General features: G+C 66.2%; 21 protein-coding genes. 10 read left to right on the top strand and 11 right to left on the bottom strand.

Annotation, left to right across the window (positions count from 1 at the left end; genetic code table 11):
- Positions 1-44: 44 nt before the first annotated feature.
- From kdgD to garD, 4 genes are all read left to right on the top strand, one after another.
- Positions 45-989: a 5-dehydro-4-deoxyglucarate dehydratase gene (gene kdgD / locus H1B27_RS17330; RefSeq protein WP_197966858.1), complete on the top strand. Its 945-nt coding sequence runs from the start codon at positions 45-47 to the stop codon at positions 987-989.
- A 26-nt stretch (positions 990-1,015) separates the two neighbouring features.
- On the top strand, positions 1,016-2,359 hold the full coding sequence (gene gudD, locus H1B27_RS17335) for a glucarate dehydratase (protein ID WP_197966859.1): 1,344 nt from the start codon (positions 1,016-1,018) through the stop codon (positions 2,357-2,359).
- Positions 2,360-2,436: 77 nt separating this feature from the next.
- Positions 2,437-3,885 (top strand): aldehyde dehydrogenase family protein, encoded by a 1,449-nt coding sequence (locus H1B27_RS17340; protein WP_197966860.1) that lies wholly within the window; start codon positions 2,437-2,439, stop codon positions 3,883-3,885.
- A 110-nt stretch (positions 3,886-3,995) separates the two neighbouring features.
- Complete coding sequence (gene garD / locus H1B27_RS17345) at positions 3,996-5,537, top strand: galactarate dehydratase (RefSeq protein ID WP_197966861.1); 1,542 nt, start codon at positions 3,996-3,998, stop codon at positions 5,535-5,537.
- A gap of 6 nt (positions 5,538-5,543) precedes the next feature.
- Here the strand turns inward: garD and H1B27_RS17350 are convergent, their stop codons facing one another.
- Both H1B27_RS17350 and H1B27_RS17355 read right to left on the bottom strand, forming a co-directional pair.
- Complete coding sequence (locus tag H1B27_RS17350) at positions 5,544-6,284, bottom strand: hypothetical protein (protein ID WP_197966862.1); 741 nt, start codon at positions 6,282-6,284, stop codon at positions 5,544-5,546.
- 6 nt (positions 6,285-6,290) lie between these two features.
- Positions 6,291-7,178 carry a MipA/OmpV family protein gene (locus tag H1B27_RS17355; protein ID WP_197966863.1) on the bottom strand — a complete coding sequence of 296 codons (888 nt, stop codon included), beginning with the start codon at positions 7,176-7,178 and terminating at the stop codon, positions 6,291-6,293.
- 342 nt (positions 7,179-7,520) lie between these two features.
- On the opposite strand from H1B27_RS17355, the gene H1B27_RS17360 reads away from it, so the two are divergent.
- Together H1B27_RS17360 and H1B27_RS17365 are read left to right on the top strand one after the other, a co-directional pair.
- Positions 7,521-8,201 (top strand): response regulator transcription factor, encoded by a 681-nt coding sequence (locus H1B27_RS17360; protein WP_197966864.1) that lies wholly within the window; start codon positions 7,521-7,523, stop codon positions 8,199-8,201.
- Entirely contained in the window at positions 8,198-9,562 is a 1,365-nt protein-coding gene (locus H1B27_RS17365; RefSeq protein ID WP_197966865.1) for a sensor histidine kinase, read from the top strand. Before H1B27_RS17360 ends, H1B27_RS17365 begins: the two co-directional genes overlap by 4 nt.
- A gap of 136 nt (positions 9,563-9,698) precedes the next feature.
- Here the strand turns inward: H1B27_RS17365 and H1B27_RS17370 are convergent, their stop codons facing one another.
- The 3 genes from H1B27_RS17370 to H1B27_RS17380 form a co-directional block, all read right to left on the bottom strand.
- Positions 9,699-10,055 carry a hypothetical protein gene (locus H1B27_RS17370; protein ID WP_061878901.1) on the bottom strand — a complete coding sequence of 119 codons (357 nt, stop codon included), beginning with the start codon at positions 10,053-10,055 and terminating at the stop codon, positions 9,699-9,701.
- A 275-nt stretch (positions 10,056-10,330) separates the two neighbouring features.
- On the bottom strand, positions 10,331-10,924 hold the full coding sequence (locus H1B27_RS17375) for a DUF2147 domain-containing protein (RefSeq protein WP_197966866.1): 594 nt from the start codon (positions 10,922-10,924) through the stop codon (positions 10,331-10,333).
- Positions 10,925-11,029: 105 nt separating this feature from the next.
- Positions 11,030-12,058 carry an NAD(P)/FAD-dependent oxidoreductase gene (locus H1B27_RS17380; RefSeq protein WP_197966867.1) on the bottom strand — a complete coding sequence of 343 codons (1,029 nt, stop codon included), beginning with the start codon at positions 12,056-12,058 and terminating at the stop codon, positions 11,030-11,032.
- Positions 12,059-12,240: 182 nt separating this feature from the next.
- Here H1B27_RS17380 and H1B27_RS17385 point away from each other — a divergent pair, with 182 nt between their 5' ends.
- Positions 12,241-12,708: an acyl-CoA thioesterase gene (locus tag H1B27_RS17385; protein ID WP_197966868.1), complete on the top strand. Its 468-nt coding sequence runs from the start codon at positions 12,241-12,243 to the stop codon at positions 12,706-12,708.
- Positions 12,709-12,723: 15 nt separating this feature from the next.
- On the opposite strand, the gene H1B27_RS17390 is transcribed toward H1B27_RS17385, so the two are convergent.
- Together H1B27_RS17390 and H1B27_RS17395 are read right to left on the bottom strand one after the other, a co-directional pair.
- Positions 12,724-13,044, bottom strand: a complete 321-nt coding sequence (locus tag H1B27_RS17390) for a 2Fe-2S iron-sulfur cluster-binding protein (RefSeq protein WP_008143731.1) — start codon at positions 13,042-13,044, stop codon at positions 12,724-12,726.
- 167 nt (positions 13,045-13,211) lie between these two features.
- Positions 13,212-13,586, bottom strand: a complete 375-nt coding sequence (locus H1B27_RS17395; RefSeq protein WP_197966869.1) for an Hpt domain-containing protein — start codon at positions 13,584-13,586, stop codon at positions 13,212-13,214.
- 397 nt (positions 13,587-13,983) lie between these two features.
- Between H1B27_RS17395 and H1B27_RS17400 the strand changes: the two genes are divergently transcribed.
- The gene (locus tag H1B27_RS17400) at positions 13,984-19,629 is read left to right on the top strand and encodes an apolipoprotein A-IV repeat region-like domain-containing protein (RefSeq protein WP_197966870.1); all 5,646 of its coding nucleotides are present in this window, start codon (positions 13,984-13,986) and stop codon (positions 19,627-19,629) included.
- Positions 19,630-19,866: 237 nt separating this feature from the next.
- On the opposite strand, the gene H1B27_RS17405 is transcribed toward H1B27_RS17400, so the two are convergent.
- From H1B27_RS17405 to H1B27_RS17415, 3 genes are read right to left on the bottom strand one after another with little or no spacing between them, the layout of a single operon-like run.
- Positions 19,867-20,727 (bottom strand): MlaD family protein, encoded by an 861-nt coding sequence (locus H1B27_RS17405; protein ID WP_197966871.1) that lies wholly within the window; start codon positions 20,725-20,727, stop codon positions 19,867-19,869.
- 42 nt (positions 20,728-20,769) lie between these two features.
- Positions 20,770-21,552 (bottom strand): ABC transporter ATP-binding protein, encoded by a 783-nt coding sequence (locus H1B27_RS17410; RefSeq protein WP_197966872.1) that lies wholly within the window; start codon positions 21,550-21,552, stop codon positions 20,770-20,772.
- Positions 21,553-21,554: 2 nt separating this feature from the next.
- Complete coding sequence (locus H1B27_RS17415; protein WP_197966873.1) at positions 21,555-22,688, bottom strand: MlaE family ABC transporter permease; 1,134 nt, start codon at positions 22,686-22,688, stop codon at positions 21,555-21,557.
- A gap of 134 nt (positions 22,689-22,822) precedes the next feature.
- Between H1B27_RS17415 and dgcA the strand changes: the two genes are divergently transcribed.
- The gene (gene dgcA, locus H1B27_RS17420; RefSeq protein ID WP_197966874.1) at positions 22,823-23,818 is read left to right on the top strand and encodes an N-acetyl-D-Glu racemase DgcA; all 996 of its coding nucleotides are present in this window, start codon (positions 22,823-22,825) and stop codon (positions 23,816-23,818) included.
- On the opposite strand, the gene H1B27_RS17425 is transcribed toward dgcA, so the two are convergent.
- Positions 23,788-24,984 carry an MFS transporter gene (locus H1B27_RS17425; protein WP_061878892.1) on the bottom strand — a complete coding sequence of 399 codons (1,197 nt, stop codon included), beginning with the start codon at positions 24,982-24,984 and terminating at the stop codon, positions 23,788-23,790. The genes dgcA and H1B27_RS17425 overlap by 31 nt on opposite strands.
- 75 nt (positions 24,985-25,059) lie before the next feature.
- On the opposite strand from H1B27_RS17425, the gene H1B27_RS17430 reads away from it, so the two are divergent.
- Entirely contained in the window at positions 25,060-26,427 is a 1,368-nt protein-coding gene (locus tag H1B27_RS17430) for a hypothetical protein (protein ID WP_197966875.1), read from the top strand.
- Positions 26,428-26,643 lie beyond the last annotated feature (216 nt).

Below are 26,643 nucleotides of genomic sequence, written 5' to 3' on the forward strand. Positions count from 1 at the left end.
CAGGCTTTGCGTCCTCCGCAACACGCACGAAGGGAGCAGCGCCCGTGAGCAAGATGACCCCGCAGGACATGGCCCGAAAGATCGGATCCGGCCTCCTGTCCTTCCCCGTCACGCCGTTCAGGGCGGACTACTCCTTCGACGAGGCGACCTACCGCGCCAACATGGACTGGCTGTGCGGCTACGACGTTGCCGGCCTGTTCGCCGCCGGCGGCACCGGCGAGTTCTTCTCACTAACGCCATCTGAGGTCCCGCAGATCGTCAAGGTCGCCGTCGAGGAGACCAAGGGGCGCGTGCCCGTGCTTGCCGGCACCGGCTACGGCACCGCGATCGCGCGCGAGATCGCCATCGGTGCGGAAAAGGCCGGCGCCGACGGCCTCCTGCTGCTGCCGCCCTATCTCACCCATTCCGAGCAGGACGGCCTCGCTGCCCATGTCGAGGCGGTCTGTGCCGCCGTGAAGATCGGCGTCATCGTCTACAACCGCGACAACGCCATCCTCCAGCCCGACACGCTTGCGCGCCTCGCCGAGCGCTGCCCGAACCTGGTCGGCTACAAGGACGGCATCGGCGACATCGAGCTGATGACCCGCGTCTACACCAGGCTCGGCGACCGCCTCACCTATATCGGCGGCCTGCCGACCGCGGAGACGTTCGCGCTGCCCTATCTCGACATGGGCGTGACGACCTATTCCTCCGCGGTGTTCAACTTCGTGCCGGAGTTCGCCACCAGCTTCTACGCCGCGGTGCGCAGGCGCGACCATGAGACCATCCATGCCGGCCTGAAGAACTTCATCCTGCCGCTGATCGCAATCCGCAACCGCAGGAAGGGCTATGCGGTCTCGATCATCAAGGCCGGAATGAAGGTGATCGGCCGCGATTCCGGCCCGGTCCGGCCGCCGCTGACCGACCTCACCGAGCAGGAGATGGCGGAGCTGACCGCACTGGTGAAGAATCTGCCCGCCATCCGATCGACACAACAGGCGGCAGAATAATCCGATAGACGGGGGAGGAGCGCGCGATGGCCCGGATCGATATCTCTGGCGCACCTGTCGTCACCGCGATGCAGGTGATCCCGGTCGCGGGCCGCGACAGCATGCTCCTCAACCTCAGCGGCGCGCATGCGCCGTTCTTCACCCGCAACATCGTCATCCTCACCGACAATTCCGGTCACACCGGCGTCGGCGAGGTGCCGGGCGGACAGAAGATATGGCAGACGCTGCAGGATGCCCGCGATCTCGTCATCGGCAAGACCGTCGGCGCGATGAACAACATCCTCGCCGACGTCCGCACCGCCTTCGCTGAGCGCGACGCCGGCGGCCGCGGCAAGCAGACCTTCGACCTGCGCGTGATGATCCACGCGGTCACGGCGATCGAATCCGCACTGCTTGATTTGCTGGGCCAGCATCTCGGCCTTCCGGTCGCAGCCCTGCTCGGCGAAGGCCAGCAGCGCAAGAGCGTCGAGACGCTCGGCTATCTGTTCTTCGTCGGCGATCGGCGCAAGTCGAAGCTCGACTATGTCGCGGGCGAGAGCGGCAAGGCGGAATGGTTCAACCTGCGCCACCAGGAGGCGCTGACGCCCGAGACCGTGGTGCGGCTCGCGGAAGCGACCCACGACCACTACGGCTTCGCCGACTTCAAGCTCAAGGGCGGCGTGCTCCGCGGCGAGCAGGAGATCGAGGCCGTCACCGCGATTGCCAAGCGCTTCCCGAACGCGCGCGTCACGCTGGACCCGAACGGCGCCTGGTCGCTGGACGAGGCCGTCAGGCTCTGCAAGGGCATGCACGGCATCCTCGCCTATGCCGAGGATCCCTGCGGCGCCGAGGCCGGCTTCTCCGGCCGCGAGATCATGGCCGAGTTCCGCCGCGCCACGGGGCTGCCGACGGCGACCAACATGATCGCCACCGATTGGCGGCAGCTCTCCCATGCGCTCCGCCTGGGCGCGGTGGACATCCCCCTCGCCGATCCCCATTTCTGGACCATGCAAGGCTCTGTGCGCGTGGCCCAGACCTGCCGCGACAACGGCCTGACCTGGGGCTCGCACTCCAACAATCACTTTGACATCTCGCTCGCCATGTTCACTCATGTCGGCGCCGCCGCCCCCGGCAAGGTCACCGCGATCGATACCCACTGGATCTGGCAGGACGGCCAGGCGCTGACGAAAGAGCCGCTCCAGATCAGGGGCGGCAAGATTGCAGTGCCCGATCGTCCCGGCCTCGGCATCGAAATCGACCGTGCCGCCATCGAGGCTGCGCATGAGCTCTACAAGAAGCATGGACTCGGCGCCCGGGATGACGCTATGGCCATGCAGGATCTGATCCCGGGCTGGACCTTCGACGACAAGCGTCCGTGCCTCGTGCGATAAGAAACGTCAGGCATGATCCCGGGAAAGTGGACACCGGTTTTCCGATAGGATCATGTCCCTTGAACATGGAGGAAAAGATGACAGCGATCCTGAAGAACTTCATCGGCGGCGAATGGGTCGACGGCTCCGGCGTCACCAGGAACATCAACCCCTCCAACACCAACGACCTCGTCGGCGAATACGCCAAGGCCGACAAGGCGCAGACCGAGAAGGCGATCGCCGCCGCGAAGGCCGCCTTCCCGGCCTGGGCGCGCTCGACCCCGCAGGAGCGCTATGACGCGCTGAACAAGATTTCGCTCGAAATTCTATCCCGCAAGGAAGAGCTCGGCCGCCTGCTCGCCCGCGAGGAAGGCAAGACCTTGCCGGAAGGCATCGGCGAGGTCGCCCGCGCCGGCCAGATCTTCGCGTTCTTCGCCGGCGAAGCGCTGCGCCTGATCGGCGAGAAGGGCGCCTCCGTCCGTCCCGGCCTCGACGTCGAGCTCACCCGCGAGCCGGTCGGCGTCGTCGGCATGATCACGCCCTGGAATTTTCCGATCGCGATTCCCGCCTGGAAGATCGCGCCGGCGCTCTGCTACGGCAACACCGTCGTGTTCAAGCCGGCCGAGCTGGTGCCCGGGTCTGGCCATGCGCTCGCCGAGATCATCACCCGCTCCGGGATTCCGGCCGGCGTGTTCAACCTCGTGGTCGGCTCCGGCTCCGTGGTCGGCCAGACGCTGCTCGAGCATCCCGACGTCGCCGCGATCTCCTTCACCGGCTCGGTGCAAACGGGGCGCAAGATCGCGCAGGCCTGCGTGCTGTCGAACCCCATGAAGAAATTCCAGCTCGAGATGGGCGGCAAGAATCCGCTGGTCGTGCTCGACGACGCCGACCTCAAGACCGCCGTCGAGGTTGCCGTCAACGGCGCCTATTTCTCCACCGGCCAGCGCTGCACCGCCTCCTCCCGCCTGATCGTCACCGACGGCATCCACGACCGCTTCGTTGCGGCGATGGCCGAGCGGCTGAAGGGCCTGTCGGTGGACGACGCGCTCAAGGCCGGCGTGCACATCGGCCCCGTCGTCGACCAGAGCCAGCTCGACCAGGACCTGCGCTACATCAAGATCGGCCAGGACGAGGGCGCCAAGCTCGCCTTCGGCGGCGAGCTGCTCAAGCGCGAGAACCCCGGTCACTATCTGCAGCCGGCGCTGTTCACCGAAGCCAGCAACAACATGCGCATCGCGCGTGAGGAGATTTTCGGCCCCGTCGCCGCCGTCATCCGCGCCAAGAACTACGAGGAGGCGCTGGCGATCTCCAACGACACCGAGTTCGGCCTCGCCTCCGGCATCTGCACCACCAGCCTGAAATACGCTTCGCACTACAAGCGCAACAGCGAGTCCGGCATGGTGATGGTCAATCTGCCGACCGCCGGCGTCGACTATCACGTGCCGTTCGGCGGCCGCAAGGGCTCGAGCTACGGCGCCCGCGAGCAGGGCTCCTATGCCCGCGAGTTCTACACGACGGTGAAGACGGCCTATACGTTCCCGGGCTGAGATATCGTAGGGTGGGTTAGCGCAGCGTAACCCACCTCTTCTGCTTCCGCGGACACAGATATTGGTGGGTTACGCTGCGCTAACCCACCCTACAAATCCGGAGTCCTTGCATGGACCAGGACGTCGCAGCGAAAGAGAAGCCCCGCTACATCAAGCTCAACGAGCGCGACAATGTCGCGATCGTGGTCAATGATTTCGGGCTTCCCGCCGGCTCCCGCTTCGCCAGCGGACTGACGTTGCGCGCCTTCGTGCCGCAAGGGCACAAGACGGCGCTGGTCGACATCGCGCAAGGCGCGCCAATCATCCGCTATGGCGAGATCATCGGCTACGCGCTGTCGCCGATCCTCGCCGGCGAATGGGTGGACGAGGCACGCATCCGCATGCCGGAGGCTCCTGCCCTCGACAAGCTCGAGATCTCCACCGCCGTCCCCGCGCCGTTGCCGCCGCTCGAAGGTTTCACCTTCGAGGGTTATCGCAATCCGGACGGCTCGGTCGGCACCAAGAACATCCTTGGCATCTCCTCCTCCGTGCAATGCGTCAAGGGCACGATGGAATATGCGGTCAAGCGCATCCGCGCCGAACTGCTGCCGATGTATCCGAACGTCGACGACGTCGTGCCGCTGACCCATGCCTATGGCTGCGGCGTCGCCATCAATGCGCCCGACGCGGTGGTGCCGATCCGCACCCTGCAGAACCTCGCGCTCAATCCGAATTTCGGCGGCGAGATCCTGGTCGTCGGCCTCGGCTGCGAGAAGCTGGCGCCGGAACGGCTGGTGCCGGAGGGCGTGGGCGATGCCATCGTGCGCATGCAGGACGAAGCCTTCGACGGCTTCGGCGCCATCGTCGATGCGATCATGACCCAGGCCGAGGCCCGGCTGAAGGTGCTCAACGCCCGCAAGCGCGAGACCTGCCCGGCCTCCGATCTCGTCATCGGCCTGCAATGCGGCGGCAGCGACGCCTTCTCCGGCGTCACCGCGAATCCCGCCGTCGGCTTCGCCGCCGACCTCCTGGTGCGCGCCGGCGCCACCGTGATGTTCTCGGAAGTCACCGAGGTGCGTGACGCCATCCAGTTGCTTACCCGGCGCGCGATCAACGAGGATGTCGGCCGCGCGCTGGTGCGCGAGATGGCCTGGTACGATTCCTATCTCGCCCGCGGCGGCGCCGACCGCAGCGCCAACACCACGCCGGGCAACAAGAAGGGCGGCCTCGCCAACATCGTCGAGAAATCACTGGGCTCGATCGTGAAGTCCGGCTCGAGCGCGATCACCGGCGTGCTCTCGCCCGGCGAGAAGGCGACGCAGAAGGGCATGCTGTTCGCGGCAACGCCCGCCTCCGACTTCATCTGCGGCACGCTGCAGCTCGCGTCGGGCATGACGCTGCAAGTGTTCACCACCGGCCGCGGCACGCCCTATGGCCTCGCGGCTGCGCCCGTGATCAAGGTCGCGACGCGCAGCGAGCTCGCGCGGCGCTGGAAGGACCTGATCGACTTCGATTCAGGCAGCATCGCCACCGGAGAGAAGACCATCGAGGAATGCGGCTGGGACCTGTTCCGCCTGATCCTCGATGTCGCCTCCGGCCGCACCAAGCCGTGGTCGGACCGCTGGGGCATCCACAACGATCTCACGCTGTTCAATCCGGCGCCGGTGACCTGAGGCCCCTCACTGACCATCGATCAGGTGCATGTCGCCCAGAGTGACGGGCAGGCTGCGCGTGATGAGATCCGCGATCGCTGCGCGCAACCGTTCTCCTGAAGCCGGACCGCCAAACGTCTCGTTGACCGGTCCGCTCGGGCCGGCAATCCGCACGGTCCCGGTATTGTCGAGCGGCGCAGCCGCCCGCTTCTCGATCACGTCGAACGTCTTGCCGTCGATGACGCGAACTTCGTACAGCGCGTGGATCAGGCCGTAATCGGCCAGCAGCGTCCGGTATTCGGCGAGCCCGACGCCCTCGACGTTGCGTCCATTGCCGAGCTTCGATCTCGCCCGGGTGATGACGATATACGCGTCCAACCCCTGCGGCGCGATATCGCTGCGAACCAATTCCTTGAACGGATCGCCGCGCAGGAGGTTGACGGGCGCAACCGCCGAATCCCTGACGGCAGCGAAGGCCGCGCGCCTGTAATTCACCGGCTGCACGCGAAAGCGTCCGCTCAAGAGCCGCGTCACCTGCTGAACGATCAGCTCGTCCAGTCCCCACGCGCTGATCGAAGCGCTTTGCGCGACGTTGCCGAGCCCGGTCAGGCCGGCTCGCGTGAGGCTCATTTCCTCGCCGATCGCCGAGACGATGCCCACGGTCTTGATCGCCTGGATGCGGCTGGCGCGCGTCTCGAACGCCGCGGCGGCGCCGAGTGCGACGCAGGCTGCAGCGAGGCCAATCCATAGAAATGCAGTGCGGCGCATGGCGGCTCATCGAATCCTGAAATCGAACGAGTAGGATGCTCCAAGGCCGACCGTCGTCTGGTTCGACGATCCCCGCAGCTTCACCAGCGGACTGTCCGCGACGTCGCCGAGCAGCTTCTCGTATTCGACATAGGCGTGGACCTCCCACTGCGGATTGATGCGATAGGAGATCTGGCTGCCGAAGCCGACAGAATGCGCGCCGCCTCTGGCATCGTAGACCGGCAACCCCGATGCCAGGGCTTGCGTGGCGTCGACGCCGAAATAGGGCGCGGTCGCGTTGGTGCTCTTCCAGGTGAAGCGGGGACCGGCCGAGATCGTCAGCCGTTGGATGAGCGGGACGATGACGTCGGCCGAGACGTCGGCCACGGTGCCGGTATGGCCGCCGAAGCCTTGGCGCAGCTCGCTGCGCAGGCGCAGCCAGTCGACCGGATAATATTCGACGAAACCGCCGAGCTCGTAGGCGGTGTCGACATTGCCGAGGCCGGTCAGCTCGGAATATTTGTCGCTCTTGCGCGAGGAGACGTATTTGAACGCAGGCCCGGCGCGAAAATTGCCGACGTCGAGTAGCGCAATGCTGGCGCTGTCGCGCGGACCGCGAAACTGGTCGATCGATCCGGCGCGGCGGATCGTGAAGATCGGGATCGGAAGAAACTTGCTGTTTTTCGATCCGACGAAGTCAGGCGTGTATTCGCCGCCGATGCCGACCATGACGGTCCAGTTTCCAGACGGTGAAGGCAGCATCGGCAGTTCGAACGGTGGTGCTGGCAGCGTGAACGCGCTCTGCGCCGATACAGATTGCGCAGTCGTCAAGATCGCACCGAGCGCGGCGAGACAGGCAGTCGTCCGCCGCGCGGTCGCCGTGAGGCGGAGAGCGGCTTCTTCGAAAAACATCATTGCGGGGTCCCCGGACCGGCCTTGCGGGCCTGGTCGACTCGTGTGGTTCAGAGCCACAGCATGTGGTCCGGCAAAATTGCCCCAAGATTGCAAGGCGAGAGCCGTCGTCCGAGACGTCGCGCGCCAGGCGCCGCCGGATCAACATTGCCCGAACATTGCCGCGCCGCAGCCGCGCCCTCAAATCTTGACGGGCGGTGCCCGCGAACTCTCCCGTTCCTGCCTTTTATTCGCCAAGCTCGCTACCCTAATGGAACCCTAGCGCACGAGCCGAAACGCCAGGCGTCGGCCAGGGAGCGTCACGGTCAGGGTTTTGTTGCCCCAGCAGAGTCAAGGACGACCCGCGTGCGTTCCCTCGTGATCGAAGACGAACCGCAGATCGGCGCCTATATCAGCCGGCTGCTCGGGCAACTGCACGGTATCGTCGACATCATCGGCTCGATTGCGGAGGCCAGCCAAGCGCTGGAGAACTTCAAATATGACCTCGCGATCGTCGACCGGATGCTGCCCGACGGAGATGCACTCCAGGTGGTCACGGCACTGAGCCGGTTGGCTGAACGGCCCGCGATCATCATGCTGACGTCCAAGGACACGAAGGAGGACGTCGTCGACGGCCTCAACGGCGGCGCCGACGACTACCTCGGCAAGCCGTTCGAGCCTCAGGAGCTGATTGCGCGCGTGCGCGCCGTGTTGCGACGGCCCCGGCTGCTCGCGCCCTCCGTGCTCTCGCTCGGCAATGTCGAGCTGCATCTCGGCAGCAACGAAGTCGTGGTCGCCGACAGGAAGATCCTGCTGCGGCGGCGCGAGGCACTGATCCTCGCCGCCCTCCTGATGCGCCGCGACCGCGTCATCACCCGCGCCGCCCTGATCGAGGAGATCTACGGTTTCGACGACGAGATCGAATCCAACACGCTCGAAGCGCAGGTCTCGCGCCTGAGGAAGAAGCTGGCCGCATTCGGCGGCGACGTCGAGATCCGCAGCATGCGGGGCATCGGGTACATCCTGCGGCTGGCGACACCGCGATGAGATCGATCGCCCGGACGTTTGCATTCTCGCTCGGCATCGCCGCCACGGCGATCTTTCTGATCATGGTCGCGATCTTCGTCTCGAGGTACCCGCTGGAGGAGCGCGAATTCAGGGCTTGCCGGGTCGTGGCCGCCGTTCTCGATCGCGCCACTGATATCGATGGGCAAAACCTGACGGTACGTCCGACTCCCGCGCTCGAGGAATTGAAGGCGGACAGCCCGAACCTCTGGTACGTCGTGTCGGTGGGCGATCTCGTCAGCGAGTACGGCAGCGAGCACCGGCCACCGCTTCCGTTCGCGTTCCCCTATCGCGGGCCCGTCGGCCTGTCGGTCTTCAGCACCCCCGACCAGAACAACACGTTTTGTCTCGCCGTTGCGCAACGGGGCTCCTTGCGGCTCACGACGATGGTCGGCGAGCCTCAGGTCCGCTTCGGACGAATGGCCGGGAACTTCCTCGTCAACAGGATTTTTTCGATCATGCTGGTGGCGCTGGCCTTTGCGGCGACCGTCGCCATCGGTTCAGCGCTTGCTGCACGTTTCGTCTCGCGCGGCATCGAACGGGTCGCGCACCGCGCGCTCGCGATCGATCCCTCGGCCCCGCAAGGTTTGATATCGCTGTCCGAAGTCCCCTCCGAGTTGAAGCCCCTGGTCGAGGCGCTGAACCGCGCCTTCGGCGAGATCGATGCCTATATCCGGATGCAGCGCCGCTTTCTCGGCAATGCAGCCCATCAGCTCCGCACGCCACTGACGCTGCTGCGCGCCAAGATCGACGACGTGCCCGATCCGGCCCTGAAGGCCGAGCTGGTGCGCGACGTCCGCCGCCTGACCTCGTTGGTCTCGGCCATGCTTGACCTCGCGCGCCTGCAAAATCACGCGATCGCGAAGCGGCCGATCGATCTTGCCCGGATCACGCTGGATGTGCTGGCCGATTTCAGCCCCTCGGCGCTCGACGCCGGCATCGAACTTGCGCTGGAGCAGGACGGGAAAGGTCCATTCATGGTGCAGGGCGTGGACGCTGCGGTCCGCAGCGCGCTTGCCAATCTCGTCGGCAACGCGCTCATCCATGCCCATGGCGCGCGGCGCATCGTCGCCACGCTCGGCCGCGACCGTATCTCGATTCACGATGACGGCGCAGGCCTGCCCGATGGCGCCCAACACGGGCTGACCGAGCCATTTCAGACCGGCAGCGCCGCGAGTGATGGCGCGGGGCTTGGCCTGTCGATCGTCCGTGAGATCATGGCTGCCCATGGCGGCGAGTTGATCATCTCTTCCGCGCCCGGCCGCGGCACGACGATGAGCCTGCGCTTTCCCGCAGCCACCGCTCCGGTCAAATCTCCGCAGCTTGACCTGCAAGAACATTGAGCTGGTTGTCGTCGTTCCGGGACGCACGACGTGCGAACTCTGGTGCGCGCGCACCTGAGAATCTCGCGCAACACCCCGCGATTCCGGGTTCGACGCTGCCGCGCCGCCCCGGAACGACATCGAAGATTGATGGCGGCTACGTCATGCTGCCCGGCATGAAGCAGCGCACGCGCGGATGACCGTCGACATAGTGCTTCCAGACCATGGTGCGGCCGAACTTGTTCGGCACGGTGATCACGGCACCGTCGGGCACCACGACCCATTCGTCGTCGATCCGCACGCGGTAGCGGCCGCGATCCGACTCCCAATCGACGTCGGCAATGACGTAGCCGTCGGCATCCGAGCAGCACTGCCCGAATTCGCTGTGCAGACTCTCGAACCAGGGTTTTAGCGGCGAGTTGGCGTAGCGGCCGTCGTCGCGCGCCAGCGCCGAAGCCGCGAGCAGCGTCGTCAACCCCAGCAGCGTGGCCGCACCTGATATGGCAGGTCTCATGTCGTCTCCGCGGTCGAAGTGATTGCCGCGAGGCAAACGCTGCCGTCCACCCTCCGCGTGGTACGCGACGGGCGTGGAGACGGCGACTCGCTCCCCCAGCAGCTTTGCCGACAGCTATGCAAATCCGGCGCCAGCGCGCATTCCGGGGAACTACTGGAGCGAAGCCGGCACACGGTCGCCATTCGGCGAACGTGGCCGCGCAGACCGTCGCCCATGCGGGAAATGACCGGGCGTCGAAGCTACCGCCGATCAGGCAGCGCAGTGCTTTGCGGGCCTTACTGCTTCGGTGCCGGCGCCATCATGCCGCCGCCCTTCTTCGTCGCGGGCGCCGACGGCTTCGCTGCGGCGGCTTGCGCAGGCAGATACTTCGCGACGATGGCGGGATCGATCTGGGCGATGTTGGCGTCAGGCAGACGCGTCCAGGTCTCGTCCTTGCCGAGCAGCGCGATGCCGAGATAGCCGCGCAGCGTCAGGGTCTGGCCGTCGGGACTGATCCGCATGTTGGCCTTCCAGATCTGGCCGTCGCGCGGATTGAGCACGTTGCCGCCTTCGTACTTCAATCCTTCACGCTTCATGTTGCGGACGAAGGAGATGCCGAGCACCCGGGCGTTCTTGCGATCGTCGGTGCATTTGCTGCAGACCTCGTTCGGGTCGTCGGTCGGCCGCGGAAAGGTCTTGGCGATCACGCCTTCGAAGACGCCGTTGTGGTCGATGAAGAGGAACCATCCGACCGTCCTGCCGTCTTCCACCTTCTGCCAGAGGCCCGCCGCCGTGGGCTCGGCGCTCTGCGCCGCACACGGGCCCACCGTCGCGAGCGACAATGCCAGCGCGAGAAAGGAGAGCAGCCGAAAGCTGGAAAAAATCCGCATTAGATCACCTTGTTATTCCACGACCGGAATGGCCGCAGACTACGGCGATTTCGCGAACGGTTCCAGCACCAGAAACATGGGGCACCGCCTCCCCGCTACGTTCCCTCAGTTGACACCGAGCTTCTTTTGCAGGCTGGAGGACGACGTCGTGTACTGGAACACGAGCCGCTTCTCCGGATAGACGTAGCGATGGGCTTTTTGCGACATCAGCGCGCCCTCGTGGAAGCCGCACAGGATCAACTTGAGCTTGCCCGGATAGGTGTTGATGTCGCCGATGGCGAAGATGCCTGATACGTTGGTCTCGAACGCGGAGGTCTCGACCGGCACCAGATTGTTCTCCAGCGCAATGCCCCAGTTCGCGACCGGGCCGAGCTTCATGGTCAGCCCGAAGAACGGCAGCATGGTATCGCAGGCGATTTCGCTCACGCTGTTGTCATTGCCCTTGATGGTCGCGCCGGTGAGCTTGCCGTCAGCGCCGGAGAGCGCGGTGACCTGGCCGAGGCGCAGATCCATCTTGCCGCCGGCAACCAGCGCGCGCATCTGCTCGACGCTGTGGGGGGCGGCGCGAAATTCGTCGCGTCGGTGCAACAGCGTGATGCGCTTGGCCAAGGGATGCAGGTTGAGCGTCCAGTCGAGCGCTGAATCGCCGCCGCCGACGATCAGCACGTTCTTGTCGCGGAACGTCTCCATCTTGCGCACGGCGTAATGGACTGAAGTGCCTTCATAGGCCTCGATGCCCGGCACCGGCGGACGCTTGGGCTGGAACGAGCCGCCGCCGGCCGCGATCACCACCACCTTGCATTCGAACACCTTGCCGGCATCGGTGGTGCAGCGGAAGGCGGGATCGCCGATCTTCTCCACGGTCTCGACCATCTCGCCGAGATGGAAGGTTGGGTGAAACGGCTTGATCTGCTCCATCAGCGCGTCGGTGAGTCCCTGCCCGGAGACATGCGGAATGCCGGGAATGTCGTAGATCGGCTTTTCCGGATAGAGCTCGGCACACTGGCCGCCGACCTTGTCGAGGATGTCGACAAAATGCGTCTTCATGTCGAGAAGGCCGAGCTCGAAGGCGGCGAACAGACCGCAAGGGCCGGCGCCAATAATCAGCACATCGGTTTTGATCACGTCGCTCATGTCGTCTCTTTTTTGGTCGTTATCGGTTGGACGGCGCCCGTCGGGCAGAGGTGACCCTGCCTGTCTAGCCAACGGGGATGGAACAGGGAAGGCATAAAAGCGGGAGCGCCCCGCAGCCGCGCCCACTTGCCGGGCCAAAATAACTGGGTTGTAACGAGGTTGGATATGACGGAGATCAATCGGTGAACGCACCAGCCCGCCTCGAATTTACGCCGCGCCTTGAGGACTTTCCGTTTCGCCTCAGCGACAACGTCCGCTTCGGCGATCTCGATCCCAACCAGCACGTCAACAATGCGGTCTACGCCACCTATTTCGAGACCGGCCGTGTCACGCTGATGAAGCTTCCCGAATACGGGCTGACCCCGCCGGGCCTCGCCTGGATCATGGTCCGGCTCGACATGCATTTTCGCGCCGAGTTGCACTGGCCCAATACGATCGAGCTTGGCCTTGGCGTGGTGAAGCTTGGACGGACGTCCGTGACCTTCGAACAGGTCGTGTTCTCGAACGGGACGTGCATTGCGTCAGCGACGTCGGTCGGCGTCCTGCTCGACGAGGCCACGCGGCGACCCGCGCCACTGACCGCAGAGGTGATCGAGAAGCTCAGACCCTGGCACAAGCGCGGCATCGAGGTCGCGGCACCGCGCAGTTGATATAGCGAGGGACGATCAGGCCTGACGTTCCGGCGTTGCCACCACGAGACCGTCGAGCTCGTCGGAAACCTTGATCTGGCAGGACAGGCGCGAATTCGGGCGCACGTCGAAGCCGAAGTCGAGCATGTCCTCTTCCATCGGCGTCGGGCTGCCGACCTTCTCGCGCCAGGCTTCGTCGACATAGACATGGCAGGTCGCGCAGGCGCAGGCCCCGCCGCATTCGGCCTCGATACCGGGAATGCTGTTGCGGATCGCGGCTTCCATCACGGTTGCACCGTTCTCGATTTCTACCGTGCGGGTTTCGCCCTTGTGGTCGACAAAGTGAATCTTGGCCATGTGTGCTCGTACTGCCGCGGTGCTGGGAATGAAGGAGGTCCGGGCTGTCCTATAACGGGTCGGTTAGCCCGGCGCCATAGCGTTTTGATGCGAAGAATGAATCCCGCTTTGCGGGAAGAAAACGCGTCAAAACAAAAGACTAGGGGCCCGTCTCCGACCGTATCGGCTTACGGCTTCAGGATCGCCTCGATGGCGGCGCGGGCCTCGCTCACCGCCTCTTTCAGAGCGGCGAAGGCGTGGGACCGGCCATGGCCGGTCCGGATCGCACACTCCAGGCTGGCTGCGGCATCGGCCACCGCAAAGGCGCCTATCCCGCGCGCCGAACCTTTGAGCTTGTGCGCGAGCGCGCCGGCATCGGCCGGACTCGCAGCCATCGCCGCGAGCAGGCGGCCCGCCTGCTCGGCGAACATCGCCAGCACTTCTCGCTCCAGTGCAATGTCGCTGAGCGTCATCCGGGAGAGGTGATCGAGGTCGAGCGGACTGTCGATTGGTGCAAGCGGGGGCGAAGGCATCCAGTCCATCCGTTGCAGTTCAGGCGTCATGGCGCAGGCCCCTGCATCGCGCGGCGGCCGCCGGTCCGGCGGTCAGGTTCCCCTCAGCCAAGCACGAAAATGGTTAACGAAATGTTCGAGCCGTTTGACGCAGATCCGCCCGCTTGTTGACGGAAAGTTGCCGCAATCTGACGAGTTCGGTGGAGAATTGCATTTATTGCTAAGGCGTTAGAACGCGATCCTGTTAACGATGATTAAGATTGTCTTAATCGCGGGCATTTCATTCGCGACGCTCTGCCAATAGGATGTTGCGGAAATTGGCGGACAAGCCGTCCGGGTGGGGACGGCTCGGAGATCCGCGCAAGCGGCATGATCCGGTCTGTGGGCTTGCGCCGAGCGCAGGGCTCGCGGGGGGGACGCGTACAAGTAACGAGGGCTCGGACTGAACATGGCGAACACTCCGAAAAAGGTCAAAGACCCCACAGAAGTTGCGCTTTCTGCGATCCAGGAAGCCCTGAACATCAGTGACACGGCTGCCGATACCAGCCGCAACGCCACCGCGCGCAACGAAGCGGCGCCCCCGGTGCCGCCCGCGCCCCCGATCTTCGATGAGCCGAGCTTCGAGCCGCGACCGGCCGCCAATGAGCGGGCGACCGTGTTCGATACGGTCGAGGAGCCGCTCTCATCGCGCCGCGCCGCGAATGACGACCGCGAGACCATCGGCCAGCTGCTCCAGGCGCTTCAGAAGGGCCGCCCTGCCCGCAGCGTCTATACCTTCGCCACCATCTTCGCCGCCGTCTGGCTCGCCGCCTGCGCCGCGCTGACCGTCGGCTTCCTGCCCTCGATCCAGGCCGCCCTGGGCCAGAGCGGTGGCGTTCTCGTCATCGCAGGCCTGATCGCGATGGTCTTCGCGCCGATCATGCTGTTCTACTTCCTCGCCAGCCTCGTCTGGCGCGGTCAGGAAATGCGCATGATCGCGCAGGCGATGGCGCAGGTCGCGATCCGCTTCTCCGAGCCCGAAGGCTCGGCCTCCGATTCCATGGTCACGGTCGGCCAGGCCATCCGCCGCGAGGTCGCGGCGATGGGCGACGGCATCGAGCGCGCGATTGCGCGCGCCGGCGAGCTCGAGACGCTGGTCGCCAACGAGGTCGCCGCGCTGGAGCGCGCCTATAGCGACAACGAGGTGCGCATCCGCGCCCTGCTCCAGGACATCGCGCATCAGCGCGACAATCTGGTCGGCCAGGCCGAGCAGGTCCGCAGCGCCATCTCCGGCGTGCAGATCGATCTGCGCCACGACATCGCGCTGATCTCCGATGCGATCGCCTCCCGCGTCGACGAGGTTGCCAAGTCCATCACCGGCGCGCTCGAAGAGCGCGGCGCCCACATCACCAGTGCCTTGAGCAATGCCGGCGACAACATGATCCTGGCGCTCGGCGAGCGCGGCGGCGACCTGCTCGACCGCCTCGAGGAAGCCAGCAACGAGACCACGCGCGCCGTGCTCGACGCCAGCGAGCGGCTGACCACCAGCCTCAACTTCAAGACCGGCCACGTCCACGACGAGTTCGTCGATCTCGCCGACCGCGTCCACGAGATGTTGAACGAACGCATCGACCGCATCACCGGCGAGTTCGAGCAGCGTTCCGCCGCGATCGTCGACGGCATCTCCGAGCGCACCGAGCAGGTGCACGATTCCCTGAAGAATTCGTCGGACTCGCTGCTGCTCGAGCTCGAGCTGCGCTCCAACGACATCTCTGCCAAGATCGACGACGCCGGCAACCGCCTCGCCGGCCACATCATGACGAGCGGCGACAAGGCGAGCGAGGCGCTCGACGCCACCGTCAACACCCTGGTCGCCAAGGTCGTCAGCCAGACCGAGACCGCGCACGATTCGCTGTCGCTGCAGATGAGCGCCTTCGACGAGCTGGTGAGGAACCAGGGCACCGAGCTGGTCGAGAAGTTCGCCCGCGACTCCGGCACGCTGGGCGCGCTGATCACGCGCCACATCTCCGAGTTCGACCGCACCGTGAAGACCTTCGGCGGCGAGATCGTCGAGCGCATGGGCCAGCGCACGCAGGACATCGCCGAGACGCTGAAGACCTATGTCGACAATTTCGATACCCGCTTCACGGCGAACGGCGGCGAGATCACGGCGGTGCTCGACCAGCGCCTCGTGCAATTCGAGACCACGGTCGGCGAACGCGTCAGCAATCTCGACACCTCGCTGAACGGCAAGATCGCCAGCCTCGACGGCACGATCGAGGGCCACATCAGGACCTTCGACGAGCAGCTCGTGGGCCGGGTCGCCGCGCTCGAACAGTCGTTCGACAGCCGCGCGAAGTCCATGACCGAAACCATCGACGGACGCATCAACACGCTGGCGACGTCGCTGACCGACGGTGCCGCGCAGGCGATCCAGTCGATCGACAGCCGCCTCACCTACCTCACGACCTCGCTGACCGACGGCGCATCCCAGACCATCCAGTCGATCGACACGCGGCTGACGCATCTCACGACGACGCTCACCGGCGGCGCGACGCAGGCGCTCGAATCCATCGATTCCCGCCTCACCTACCTGACCACCGCCGTGACCAACGGCGCCTCGCAGGCGGTGCAGTCGATCGACACGCGCCTGACGCTGCTGAGCTCGACGCTCACGGACGGCACCGCGCAGGCGATCGAGGCGGTCGACCGCCGTATCACCGGCGTCACCGAGATCATCGACGGACGCAGCACGCATCTGACCGACACGGTCACGGCGCGCTTCCAGGAGATCCATCAGGCCATCGAGACCAAGGTCGGCTCGGTCGCCAGCGACATCGACGTGCGCGTGGCGCAGTTCGAGGACCTGCTCGGCTCCCGCGTCGAGGCCGTCGCCGGCCGCATCGAGAGCAGCGGACGCCAGGCCAGCGAGGACATGATGTCCCGCGCCGAGATGATCTCGACCGCGATCCGCTCGCATGTCGAGGACGCCGAACGCTCGCTCACCAACCTCGTCGTCAACACCAGCGAGACGATCCAGACCGGCGCGCGCACCGCTCAGCAGTCGCTGCTGACGGTCTCCTCCGACGTCAATGCCCAGCTCAGGATGACCTCGGCCGAGGTCGAGCAGGCGCTGACCGCGGTCGGCACCGGTGCGGCGAACTCGATCCTGACCAGCGCCCGCGAAGCGCAGTCGACGCTGGTCGCGGCATCGGGCGATGCCTCCAACCAGATCAAGGGGCTCGCGACCGACGTCGAACGCACGCTGTCGGCAGCAGGCGCTGCCACCGCAGCCTCGATCCTGGCCGGCGCCCGCGAGGTGCAGACCACCCTCGTCACCGCTTCCTCGGACGCGGCCAACCAGGTCAAGACTCTCACCGCCGACGTGCAGCGTTCGCTCACCATGGCCGGCACCACCACGGCGGAATCGATCACCGCCGGCGCCCGCGATGCGCAGAGCGCGCTGGTCGCGGCTTCGACCGAGACCGCCAACCAGATCAAGGCGCTGTCCTCGGACGTGCAGCGCTCGCTGACGATGGCGGGCACCTCCACCGCCGAGACCATCATGAGCGGCGCCCGCGAGGCCCAGAGCACGCTGGTCACGGCATCCTCGGATGCGGCGAGCCAGGTCAAGTCGCTCGCGGCCGAAATGCATCGTTCGCTCTCGCAGGTCGGCCAGTCGACCGCCGAGACGATCACCACCAGCGCCCGTGACGCCCAGAGCACTCTTCTTGCTGTCTCCGCAGAACAAACCAGCCAGGTCCGTTCGCTCGCGGCCGAGATGCAGCGCGCGCTGGCGACCGCCGGCGGCGCCACCATCGAGGCGCTCACCAGCGGCGTTCGCGAGGCCCAGGGCTCGCTGATCTCCGCCTCGAGCGATGCGGCGAGCCAGATCAAGTCGCTGACGACGGACATCGAGCGCACGCTGACCGCGGTCGGCGCCGACACCGCCTCGACCATCCTCAGCAGCGCGCGTGAGGCGCAGATCTCGCTGACCTCGACCTCGGCCGACGCCGCGAGCCAGATCCGCACGATCTCGACCGAGATCGAGCGCACGCTGAGCGCGGCGGCCGCCAACGCGACCAACGACATCCAGACCAGCGCGCTCAACGCCCAGAACGCGCTCATCTCGGCCTCCAACGAGGCGAGCTCGCGGGTCAAGTCGAGCTCGGCCGACGTCGAGCGCTCGGTGCTCGCCGCCAGCAGCAGCTTCGGCCAGGCCATGACCGGCAAGACCGACGAGATCGTCACCTATGTGCAGCAGCAGGCCGACCGCCTGTCGAACATGATCGACGCCAAGCGCGGCGCGCTTGTCGACGCGATCGGCTCCAAGACCAGCCAGCTCACGCTCGACATCGACCGCGTCACCTCCGATGCGCTGAAGTCGATCGAGACGCGCGGCCAGGCCTTCTCGCAGACCATGATGGGCAACGGCTCGGAAGTCGCCCGCACCATCAACGCAGCGAGCGAGATCGCCACCAGCGCGGTCGGCAAGTCGCTCAAGGACCTCGAGCAGGCCTCGCGTTCCGCGATCGACCAGTCGCGCCAGGTCTCGATCGCGGCCGTCACCGAGATGCAGGAGACCAGCAAGATCCTGCGCACCGACACGGTGGCCCTGTTCGAGCGTCTGCGCGAAGGCAACATCCTGCTCCAGGAGGTGCTGACCGGTGCGCACGACAACCTCAACTCGCTCGAGCGGGCGCTGGTGACGCGCGTCGCCGACTTCGTCTCGGCGATGAACGACGTCACCTCGCGCAATGGCGCGGCGACGCAGAACCTGGAAGAGCAGCTCAACGTCTTCAATAGCAAGACCACGAAGGCGCTGCAGGATCTCGGCGAGCTGTCGATCCAGTTCGACAAGCACGGCCAGGCGCTGGTCGAGGCCGCGCAGGTGGTCGAGCAGAGCAACAAGAACACCACCGCCTCGCTCGCCGAACGCAAGCAGGCGCTGGAATCGCTCGTCACCACCATCGACCTGCGCACTGCCGATCTCGACCAGCGGCTGTCGCGCTTCACCGGACTGCTCGATGAATCCCTTGCGGCCGCCGAAGAGCGCGCTCGCGACATCGCCCGCGTGGTCGCCGAGACCGCCGGCGCAGGCTCGGCCGCGATCACCCGCCAGTTCGAGGCGGTGCGCGCGGCCTCCGAGGAGGAGCACCGCCAGACCATCGAGGCGATGCACGACATCTACCGCCAGACCACGGACGAGGCGGATGCGATGTTCAAGCAGTCGACCGAGAAGTTCACCAACCTCGTCTCCAGCATGAAGCAGATGGCCTTCGAGATGCACAACGAGCTCGAAGCCACCCGCAACGAGCTGCGCCGCGGCGTGCTCGAGATGCCGCAGGAGGCTGCCGAGAGCACCGCGCAGATGCGCAAGGTGATCGTCGACCAGATCGAGGCCCTCGCCGAGCTCAACCGCATCGTGGCCCAGCATGGCCGCGGCCTCGACGTCACCACCGCGGGCCGCGCTTCTGTCGCCGTCCAGCGTCAGGAAGAGCCGATGATGGCGGCCGTCGGCGGCCGAGCTGCCGAGACGCGCATGCGCGACACCGGCAGCGCCTCGACGCTGCCGCCGCCGGACCTCGGCATGCCGGCTCCCTCGCGCCGCACCGAAGCGCCGCCGGTTGCACCTTCCAGCACCGACCAGGGCCGCGACGGCTGGCTGTCGGACCTGCTGAGCCGCACGGACGCCAACCAGGGCGCTCCGACCGGCCGTGAGCCCGCCCGCGGCCGCGCGGCACCCGCGCCGCTGCCGCAGGCCCCGCAGGGTGGCGGCAATCCGCTGGAATCGCTGTCGCTCGACATCGGCCGGCTGATGGACCGAAACCTCGCCGCCGAAATGTGGGACCGCTACCAGCGCGGCGAGAACAGGGCCTTCACCAAGCGCCTCTACACGCCCGCCGGCCAGAAGGCGTTCGACGAGGTCGCCCGCAAGTACCGCGCCGACCGCAACTTCAAGGGCACGGTCGACCGCTACGTCGCCGAGTTCGAGCGCCTGCTCGACGAAGTCGCCCGCGACGGCCGCGGCCCGCAGGAGCTGCGCGGCCACCTGACCTCGGAGACGGGGCTGGTGTACACGCTGCTCGCGCACGCGGCGGGCCGGCTGGGGTGAGCGGAAGCTCGCGAATCGCGAATAGCGAATGAAAACGGAGGCCGTGAGGCCTCCGTTTTTTGTTTGGGACACTCTCACGCGGAGCGCGAGCACACTCTCCAAACCGTCATTGCGAGGAGTTCTTGCGACGAAGCAATCCAGTCTGCCTCTGCGGAGACAACCTGGATTGCTTCGCTTCGCTCGCAATGACGGTGGAGAGAGCGTGCGCCTCTCCTCTCGTCCGATCTCACTCGTCTCTTACCGCCTCGGCACCGGCTTCAGCGGCTCGGGTGGCGGGGCGGGCTGCGATGAATTGCTCGCGCCGAACAGCACGCGGGTCGGGTTGCGGTCGAAATTGTTCACGGCGCGGCTGATGTCGCCGAGGGTGCGGCGGCCGTCGGCCATCAGCGCGCCGGAGCGCTTGTCGAAATCCTCGGCGAGCTCGCGGATCGACTTCACCGCCTGGAACAGTTCGCCGCCGTCCTTGCCGCCGGCGAGCGTGTTGAGGCCGAGCATGAGACTGTCGGCCTTGAGCATGACGCCGTCGACCTTGGCCATCACGGCGTCGATCTTCTCGGAATTGCGCGCCAGCGAGTTGGTGAAGGTCTCGAGGTTCTTCAGCGAGTTCTTCACCGATTCCTGATTGTCGGCGACGATCTTGTTGACGTTCTGCAGCGTGGCGCGGATCGCCTCGGTGACGTCCTGGAGCTTGTTGGGATCGGCGGTGAGCGTCGGGATGCCGTCCTGGTCGAGCGGCGGTGGGGCCGCGGCCTCGTCACCGCCCTTGAGCGAGATCGCGGCGACACCCGTGAGGCCCTGGAATTCGAGGCCGACCAAGGTGTCCTTGCGGATCGGCGCGTTGTTCTCGATCATGGCGAGTGCGACAACCCGCCGCGGGTTGTCCAGCTTCACGGAGACCACCTCGCCCACTCTGATACCGTTGAAGTTGACGCTGCCTCCGTTACGCAGGCCCGCCGCCGGCCCCTCGAACACGACGCGAAGAGGGCTGCGCTGCTTGGTGGTGTGCAGCGACTGGAACCACAGCACGAAGCCGATCGCCGCGGCGATCACCGCCAGCGTGAACGAGCCGATCAATACGTAATTCGCCCGCGTTTCCATCAGGTGCTCCGGCTACTCGACCCAGCTATTCAACCCAGCTACTCATCCCATGACCGCGCGGGCGCGCTTGCCATGAAAGTACTGCCTCAGCCAGGGATGCTGCGAGGCCTGCATGTCGGCGATCGACCCTGCCGCAATGATCTTACCGTTCCCTAAAACGGCGATGCGGTCACATGCGGTGTAAAGGCTGTCGAGATCGTGGGTTACCATGAAAACGGTCAGCCCCAAAGTGCGCTGGAGGGTCCTGACCAGCTCGTCGAAGTCGCCGGCGCCGATGGGGTCGAGGCCCGAGGTCGGCTCGTCCAGGAAGACGAGGTCCGGATCGAGCGACAGCGCGCGTGCCAGCGCCACGCGCTTGATCATGCCGCCGGAGAGCTCGGACGGGAAACGCTCGGCGACTTCGGGCTTGAGCCCGACCATGGTGAGCTTGGCCATGGTGATCTCGTCCATCAGCCGCTGCGAGACGCGCAAATATTCGCGCATCGGAAACTGGATGTTCTGCCCGACGGTGAGCGAAGAAAACAGCGCGCCCTGCTGGAACAGCACGCCCCAGCGCCGCTCGACGTTACGCCGCTGCGACGTGCTGGAGGAATCGAGGTCGACGCCGAACACCTCGATCGAGCCGGCAATTTTCGGCACCAGACCGATGATCGTGCGCGTCAACGCGGATTTGCCCGCACCCGATGGGCCGACAAATCCCAAAATCTCGCCGCGCTTGACGTCGAGATTGAGCCCGTCGAGCACGCGCGTCGTGCCGAACTGCACGGTGATGTCGCGGACGCGGATGATGGGGTCCTGAATCTCGCTTTGAGCTTCTTTTGCCATCGTCACATCCCGATCGAGGCGAAGAAGATGGCGAACACGCCGTCCATGACGATGACGAAGAAGATGCCCTTCACCACCGACGCCGTGGTGTGCTGACCGAGCGATTCCGCGCTGCCCTGCACGGCGAGCCCTTCGACGCAGGCGACGATGCCGATCACCGCGGCCATCACCGGCGCCTTCACCATGCCGACGATGAAATGATCGATCGAGATGGCGTCGCGCAAGCGCAGCAGGAAGGCTTCGGGTTCGACCCCGCCATAGAGCCAGGCAACCAGACCGCCGCCGTAAAGCGCAGCCATCGCGCCGAGGAAAGCGAGGATCGGCAGCGCCAGCACCAGCGCCAGCATGCGCGGCAGCACCAGGACCTCGATCGGATCGAAGCCCATGGTGCGCAGCGCGTCGATCTCCTCGCGCATCTTCATCGAGCCGAGCTCGGCGGTATAGGCGCTGCCGGAGCGGCCCGCGACCATGATCGCGACCAGCAGCACGCCGATCTCGCGCAGCACCAGGACGCCCAGCATGTCGACCACGAAGATGTCGGCGCCGAAGCGGCGGAAATGGAAGATGCCTTGTTGGGCGATGATGCAGCCGATCAGAAAGGTGATCAGCACGATGATCGGCACCGCGCGCCAGCAGACCTGCTCCATGTGGTGCACGGTGGAGGTCAGGCGGAACGAGCGCGGGTGGATCAAGACGCGAATCCCCGCCGCGAGCACCGCGCCGAGCATGTCGACGAGGCCTGTCACGGTCCCGGCTACACCGGCCACGGTCCGGCCGATCTGCTCCAGCATGCCGGAGATGGTGATCGTGCTGCTGTCGACCTCCTGGGTCGCCCGCACCCGCCGCACCTCGTCCACGAGGCTGGAATAATTGGCGGAGAGGCCCGCGATCTGCGCCTCGACAGGGCCCTGGGTCAGGCTGCGGCGCAGCCGCTCGATCAGCCAGGCGCCGAAAGTATCGAGCTTGGCGACCTCGGAGACGTCGATAAAGATGTTTTGCGGGGTGCCTGCGAGCTTCTCGGCGTCGGCCACCATCCGTTCCAGGACCGGCGCGAAGCTCGCGGTCCAGGTCCCGGTAGCGCAAAGTGCCAGCGCGTTGCCCTTTGCAATCCGTTCGAGCTTCGGATCGCTGCTCAAGATATCCGCTCCCGTACCGGGGCGGAGAAAATCAGATTGTTGCGCACGCGCCCTTACCCAGAGAAGGTATCCCCAAGTGGTTAATGTTAGTTCCTACAGGTAACTAGCAGGTTCAGATTTCGCCAGAGTTCAAAATGACTTCCATGAAATTTGCAACCTTGGCGGCGCGAATCGAGCGCTTCCCGATCGCGGGCAGCTTCACGATCAGCCGGGGGGCCAAGACCGAGGCCGTCACGGTCGTGGCGGAGATCGGCCGGGACGGCCTGACCGGCCGCGGCGAGTGCGTGCCCTATGCCCGCTACGGCGAGACGCCCGAGGCGACGCTGGCCGCTATCCAGGCCATGCAGCAGGCCATCGCGGGCGGGCTCACCCGGCAGGCTCTCCAGGCCGACATGCCCCCCGGTGCGGCCCGCAACGCCCTGGATTGCGCCCTGATTGACCTCGATGCCAAGGCGGCAGGCCTGCGTGCCTGGAACCTGCTGAACCGCCCGACGCCCGGAGAGCGCACCACCGCCTACACGATCTCGTTAGCGGCCCCCGAAGCCATGGCCGCAGCGACCGCCAAGGCGGCGCACCGGCCGCTGCTCAAGATCAAGCTCGGCGGCGACGGCGATCCGGAGCGGATCGCAGCGGTGCGCAAGGCCGCCCCCGAATCGGAGCTGATCGTCGACGCCAACGAGGCATGGACCGAAGCCAATCTGGAAGCGAACCTAGCCGCCTGCGCCGCAGCCGGCGTCACCCTGGTGGAGCAGCCGTTGCCGGCAGGCAAGGACGAGGCGCTGGCGCGGATCAGGCGGCCGCTCGCGGTCTGCGCCGACGAGAGCGTGCATGACCGCGCCTCGCTCGCGCCCCTGCGCGAGCGCTACGATGCCGTGAACATCAAGCTCGACAAGACCGGCGGCCTCACCGAGGCGCTTGCCATGGCCGATGCCGCGCAGGCGCTCGGCTTCGAGATCATGATCGGCTGCATGGTCGCGACCTCGCTGTCGATGGCCCCCGCCATGCTGATCACCCCGCAGGCGCGCTTCGTCGATCTCGACGGACCGCTGCTGCTCGCGCGCGACCGCGATCATGGGCTGCGTTATGACGGCAGCCTGGTCTATCCGCCGGACGCCTCGCTCTGGGGATAAGCCGTAACGCGATGCCGCGCCGACCAGATCAGCATGGCTCCGGCAGCGGCCATCGCGGCCATGACGTAATAGACACCATCACCGATGCGGGCATAGAGCGCGCCTGACGCAATCGAAGTCGCCGCGCCCAGGAGCCCGTTGCAGGCGGCGTAATAGCCCTGCCCGCGCGCGATCTGATGCGAAGGTACGCGCTGCACCAGGAGGTTCATGGTGCCGAGGATGGTCAGCCCGAAGCTGAAGCCGTGGCCGAGCTGGGCGATCGCGAGCAGCACGAGCGGCGGCTCGCTCGCGGTGACGATCCAGCGCAGCACGGCGATCAGGCCGCCGATGACCATCAGCGTGGACGGCTGCAGCGAGAAGCGCGGCGACAGCGCGAACACGACGATCTCGGCCATGATGCCCAGCGTCCACAGCACCGCGATGGTCAGCCCGCTGAGGCCTTGGAGCTGCCAGTCGATGGCCGAGAACGTGTAAAAAGCGATGTGACTGCTCTGGATCAGCGCCGCCGATGCGATCACGGCCCAGAAGGCTGCATCGCGCAGCAGCGGCTTGCCGGCATGCCGCTCCGGCGTCCTCCGCCCGGGATCGTCGAGCGGCTGCAGCAGCAGGCTCGCGAGAACCGCGACGACGGCCCAGGCCACGATGACCCAGATCAGGTCGCGCGGCGCAATGACGTCGACGAGATAGCCGCAGGCGAGCGAACCGGCCGCGAACGCCGCCGAGCCCCACAGCCGCAGGGGTCCATAGTCGAGCCCGTAGCGGGCAACGCCGCGCAACGCATAGGCATCGGTCAGCGGCATCGTCGGCGTCCACATCATGCAGGTCAGCGCGTAGATCAGGAACAGCGCCAGCGGCTGCTGCTGCAGGCCGACGGCCGCAAATCCGATCGCGGTGGCCAGCGCCGACACCATGATGGCGGCGCGAATGGCCTGTCGCTTTTCGGCAAACGCGGTCACTTGCGGCAGCGTGGTGAAGCGCGTGATCGCCGGCAGCGCGGCGATGATGCCGATCCAGGCCGCGTCGATGCCGATCGCCTTCAGCCAGACCGGGAAGAACGGCACATGCGTGCCCAGAACCGCAAAGAAGGCCGAATAGAACACGGCGAGGCTCACGGCGAATCGCCGCTTCGTCGCTGCCGCGATGGGGATTTGTGATTCGGACTGCATCAAACCAATTGCGATTCGGTCGATATCGTGGTGATCGTTACAGTAACGCGCACTGATTTGCGCGACGAGATTGTCATGGCCAACGAAGCATTCGCCCTCTCGCCCATGTCTGCCCGCGCGGCCGAGCCGAACGAGCAGGATTACGACGCGATCCGCGAAGCCTTCATGGAGACCGCGCGCGGCCGCTGGTTTCTCGGCGAATACGCCAGGCGCAACCGCAATGCCGACACGAGCATGGTGCTGGATGCGGTCGCAAGGATCGAAGAAACCCTTGCGGCACAGCGGCAACCCGTCGTCGAGGACCGCCTGCCCGAGGCGTTGGTCGAGATCCGCCGCGCCATCCGCGAGGCCGAGACGATCGCGATCGCGGCGTTCGATCCCGCGGCGATCGAGGCCAGCCTCGCGCCGATCCCGCGCGGGGTGCGCATCATCAAGGAGATCTCCTGGCGCTGGCGCGAGATCGGCGCCGACGGGCGAATCTGCGACCTCATTGATTCGCAGCTCGCCTCGATCGAGGCCGCCTGCGGACAGATTTCGACCATCGACCCCCGCGTCGAGCTCAAAGCCGCCTTCGATCTGCTGAGGGATCGTGTCGAGCAGCTTGACGGCGGCGCAACGCCGCAGGCCGCGCCGTCCGCCGACGCTACGCCAGCGCCGGCCGCCGCGCCCGCCGAGACGGCCAGCGAAGCCCCCGTGGCTTTTACGGAAACGCCGCAGGACATCGCAGCAACTCCCGAGCCCGAAGCAGCCGCTGAGAAGGCCGGCACCACCGAAGCGCTCGCCACGGCCGAGCAGGCTGTCGACGCTGCCGCCGTGCCGGAGACGGTTGCCGAAAGCGACATCGCGCCCGACCAGGCCGCAGTTGAGGACGTCGCTGTCGATGAGCCGATCGCCGAACCAGCCGCCTTCGCGGAGGCTGCCGATGCGTTCCCGCCCGATGCCGCCGCGGAAGCCGAGGACGAAGCCATCCTCGAGGCCATCGCGCTGGAGATGGCCGCGCCCGATCCGGAGTTCGACGAGATCGTCGAACCGGTCGAGCTGGCCGCGCCGATGCCGGAACCGATGGCCTCGGACGTCGCAGCGCCCGTTGCCGCCGAGCTTCCGGAGCCGATCGCTTCTGAGCCTGTCGTCGCGGAAGAGCCCGCCGCGGACGCACCGATCGCGATGGACTCACTCGCGCGCCTCACCGACGCGATTGCCGAAGCCGCCGCCGAGGTGATGGAGCAGCAGGCCCCGGCCATGGCAGCCACGGCAACGTTCGCCGCAGCGTCGACCGCGACGCTGCCGATGCCCTCGCCCCTGTCCACGTCCTCACCCGAGCCCTCGCTCGGCGCCACCATCCTCGCCAGCGGCATCCTGCAAAAGCCCCGCGCGCCGGCCAACGACCCACTCGCCCCGATCCGCCGCATGACCCAGGCCGAGAAGATCGCGTTCTTCTCGTAAGGGGGCAAGTTTCTTCCGCGCCGTTCACTCTCGTGGCCCGGACAAGCGAAGCGCAGATCCGGGACCCAGACGCCACGAGTTCTGCTGCACATGGGCCCCGGCTCAGCAGTTGAACCGGACGATGCTTTGCATCGCCGGGGAAGCGCTGCGCTGCGTCCGGGGCACGAGGCGAGCATTGAGGCGCGCGCTCTCTCCGCGCTGCGCTCGCAATGACGC

This window comes from Bradyrhizobium diversitatis, from assembly GCF_016031635.1.
In the GTDB taxonomy this organism is placed as follows: domain Bacteria; phylum Pseudomonadota; class Alphaproteobacteria; order Rhizobiales; family Xanthobacteraceae; genus Bradyrhizobium; species Bradyrhizobium diversitatis.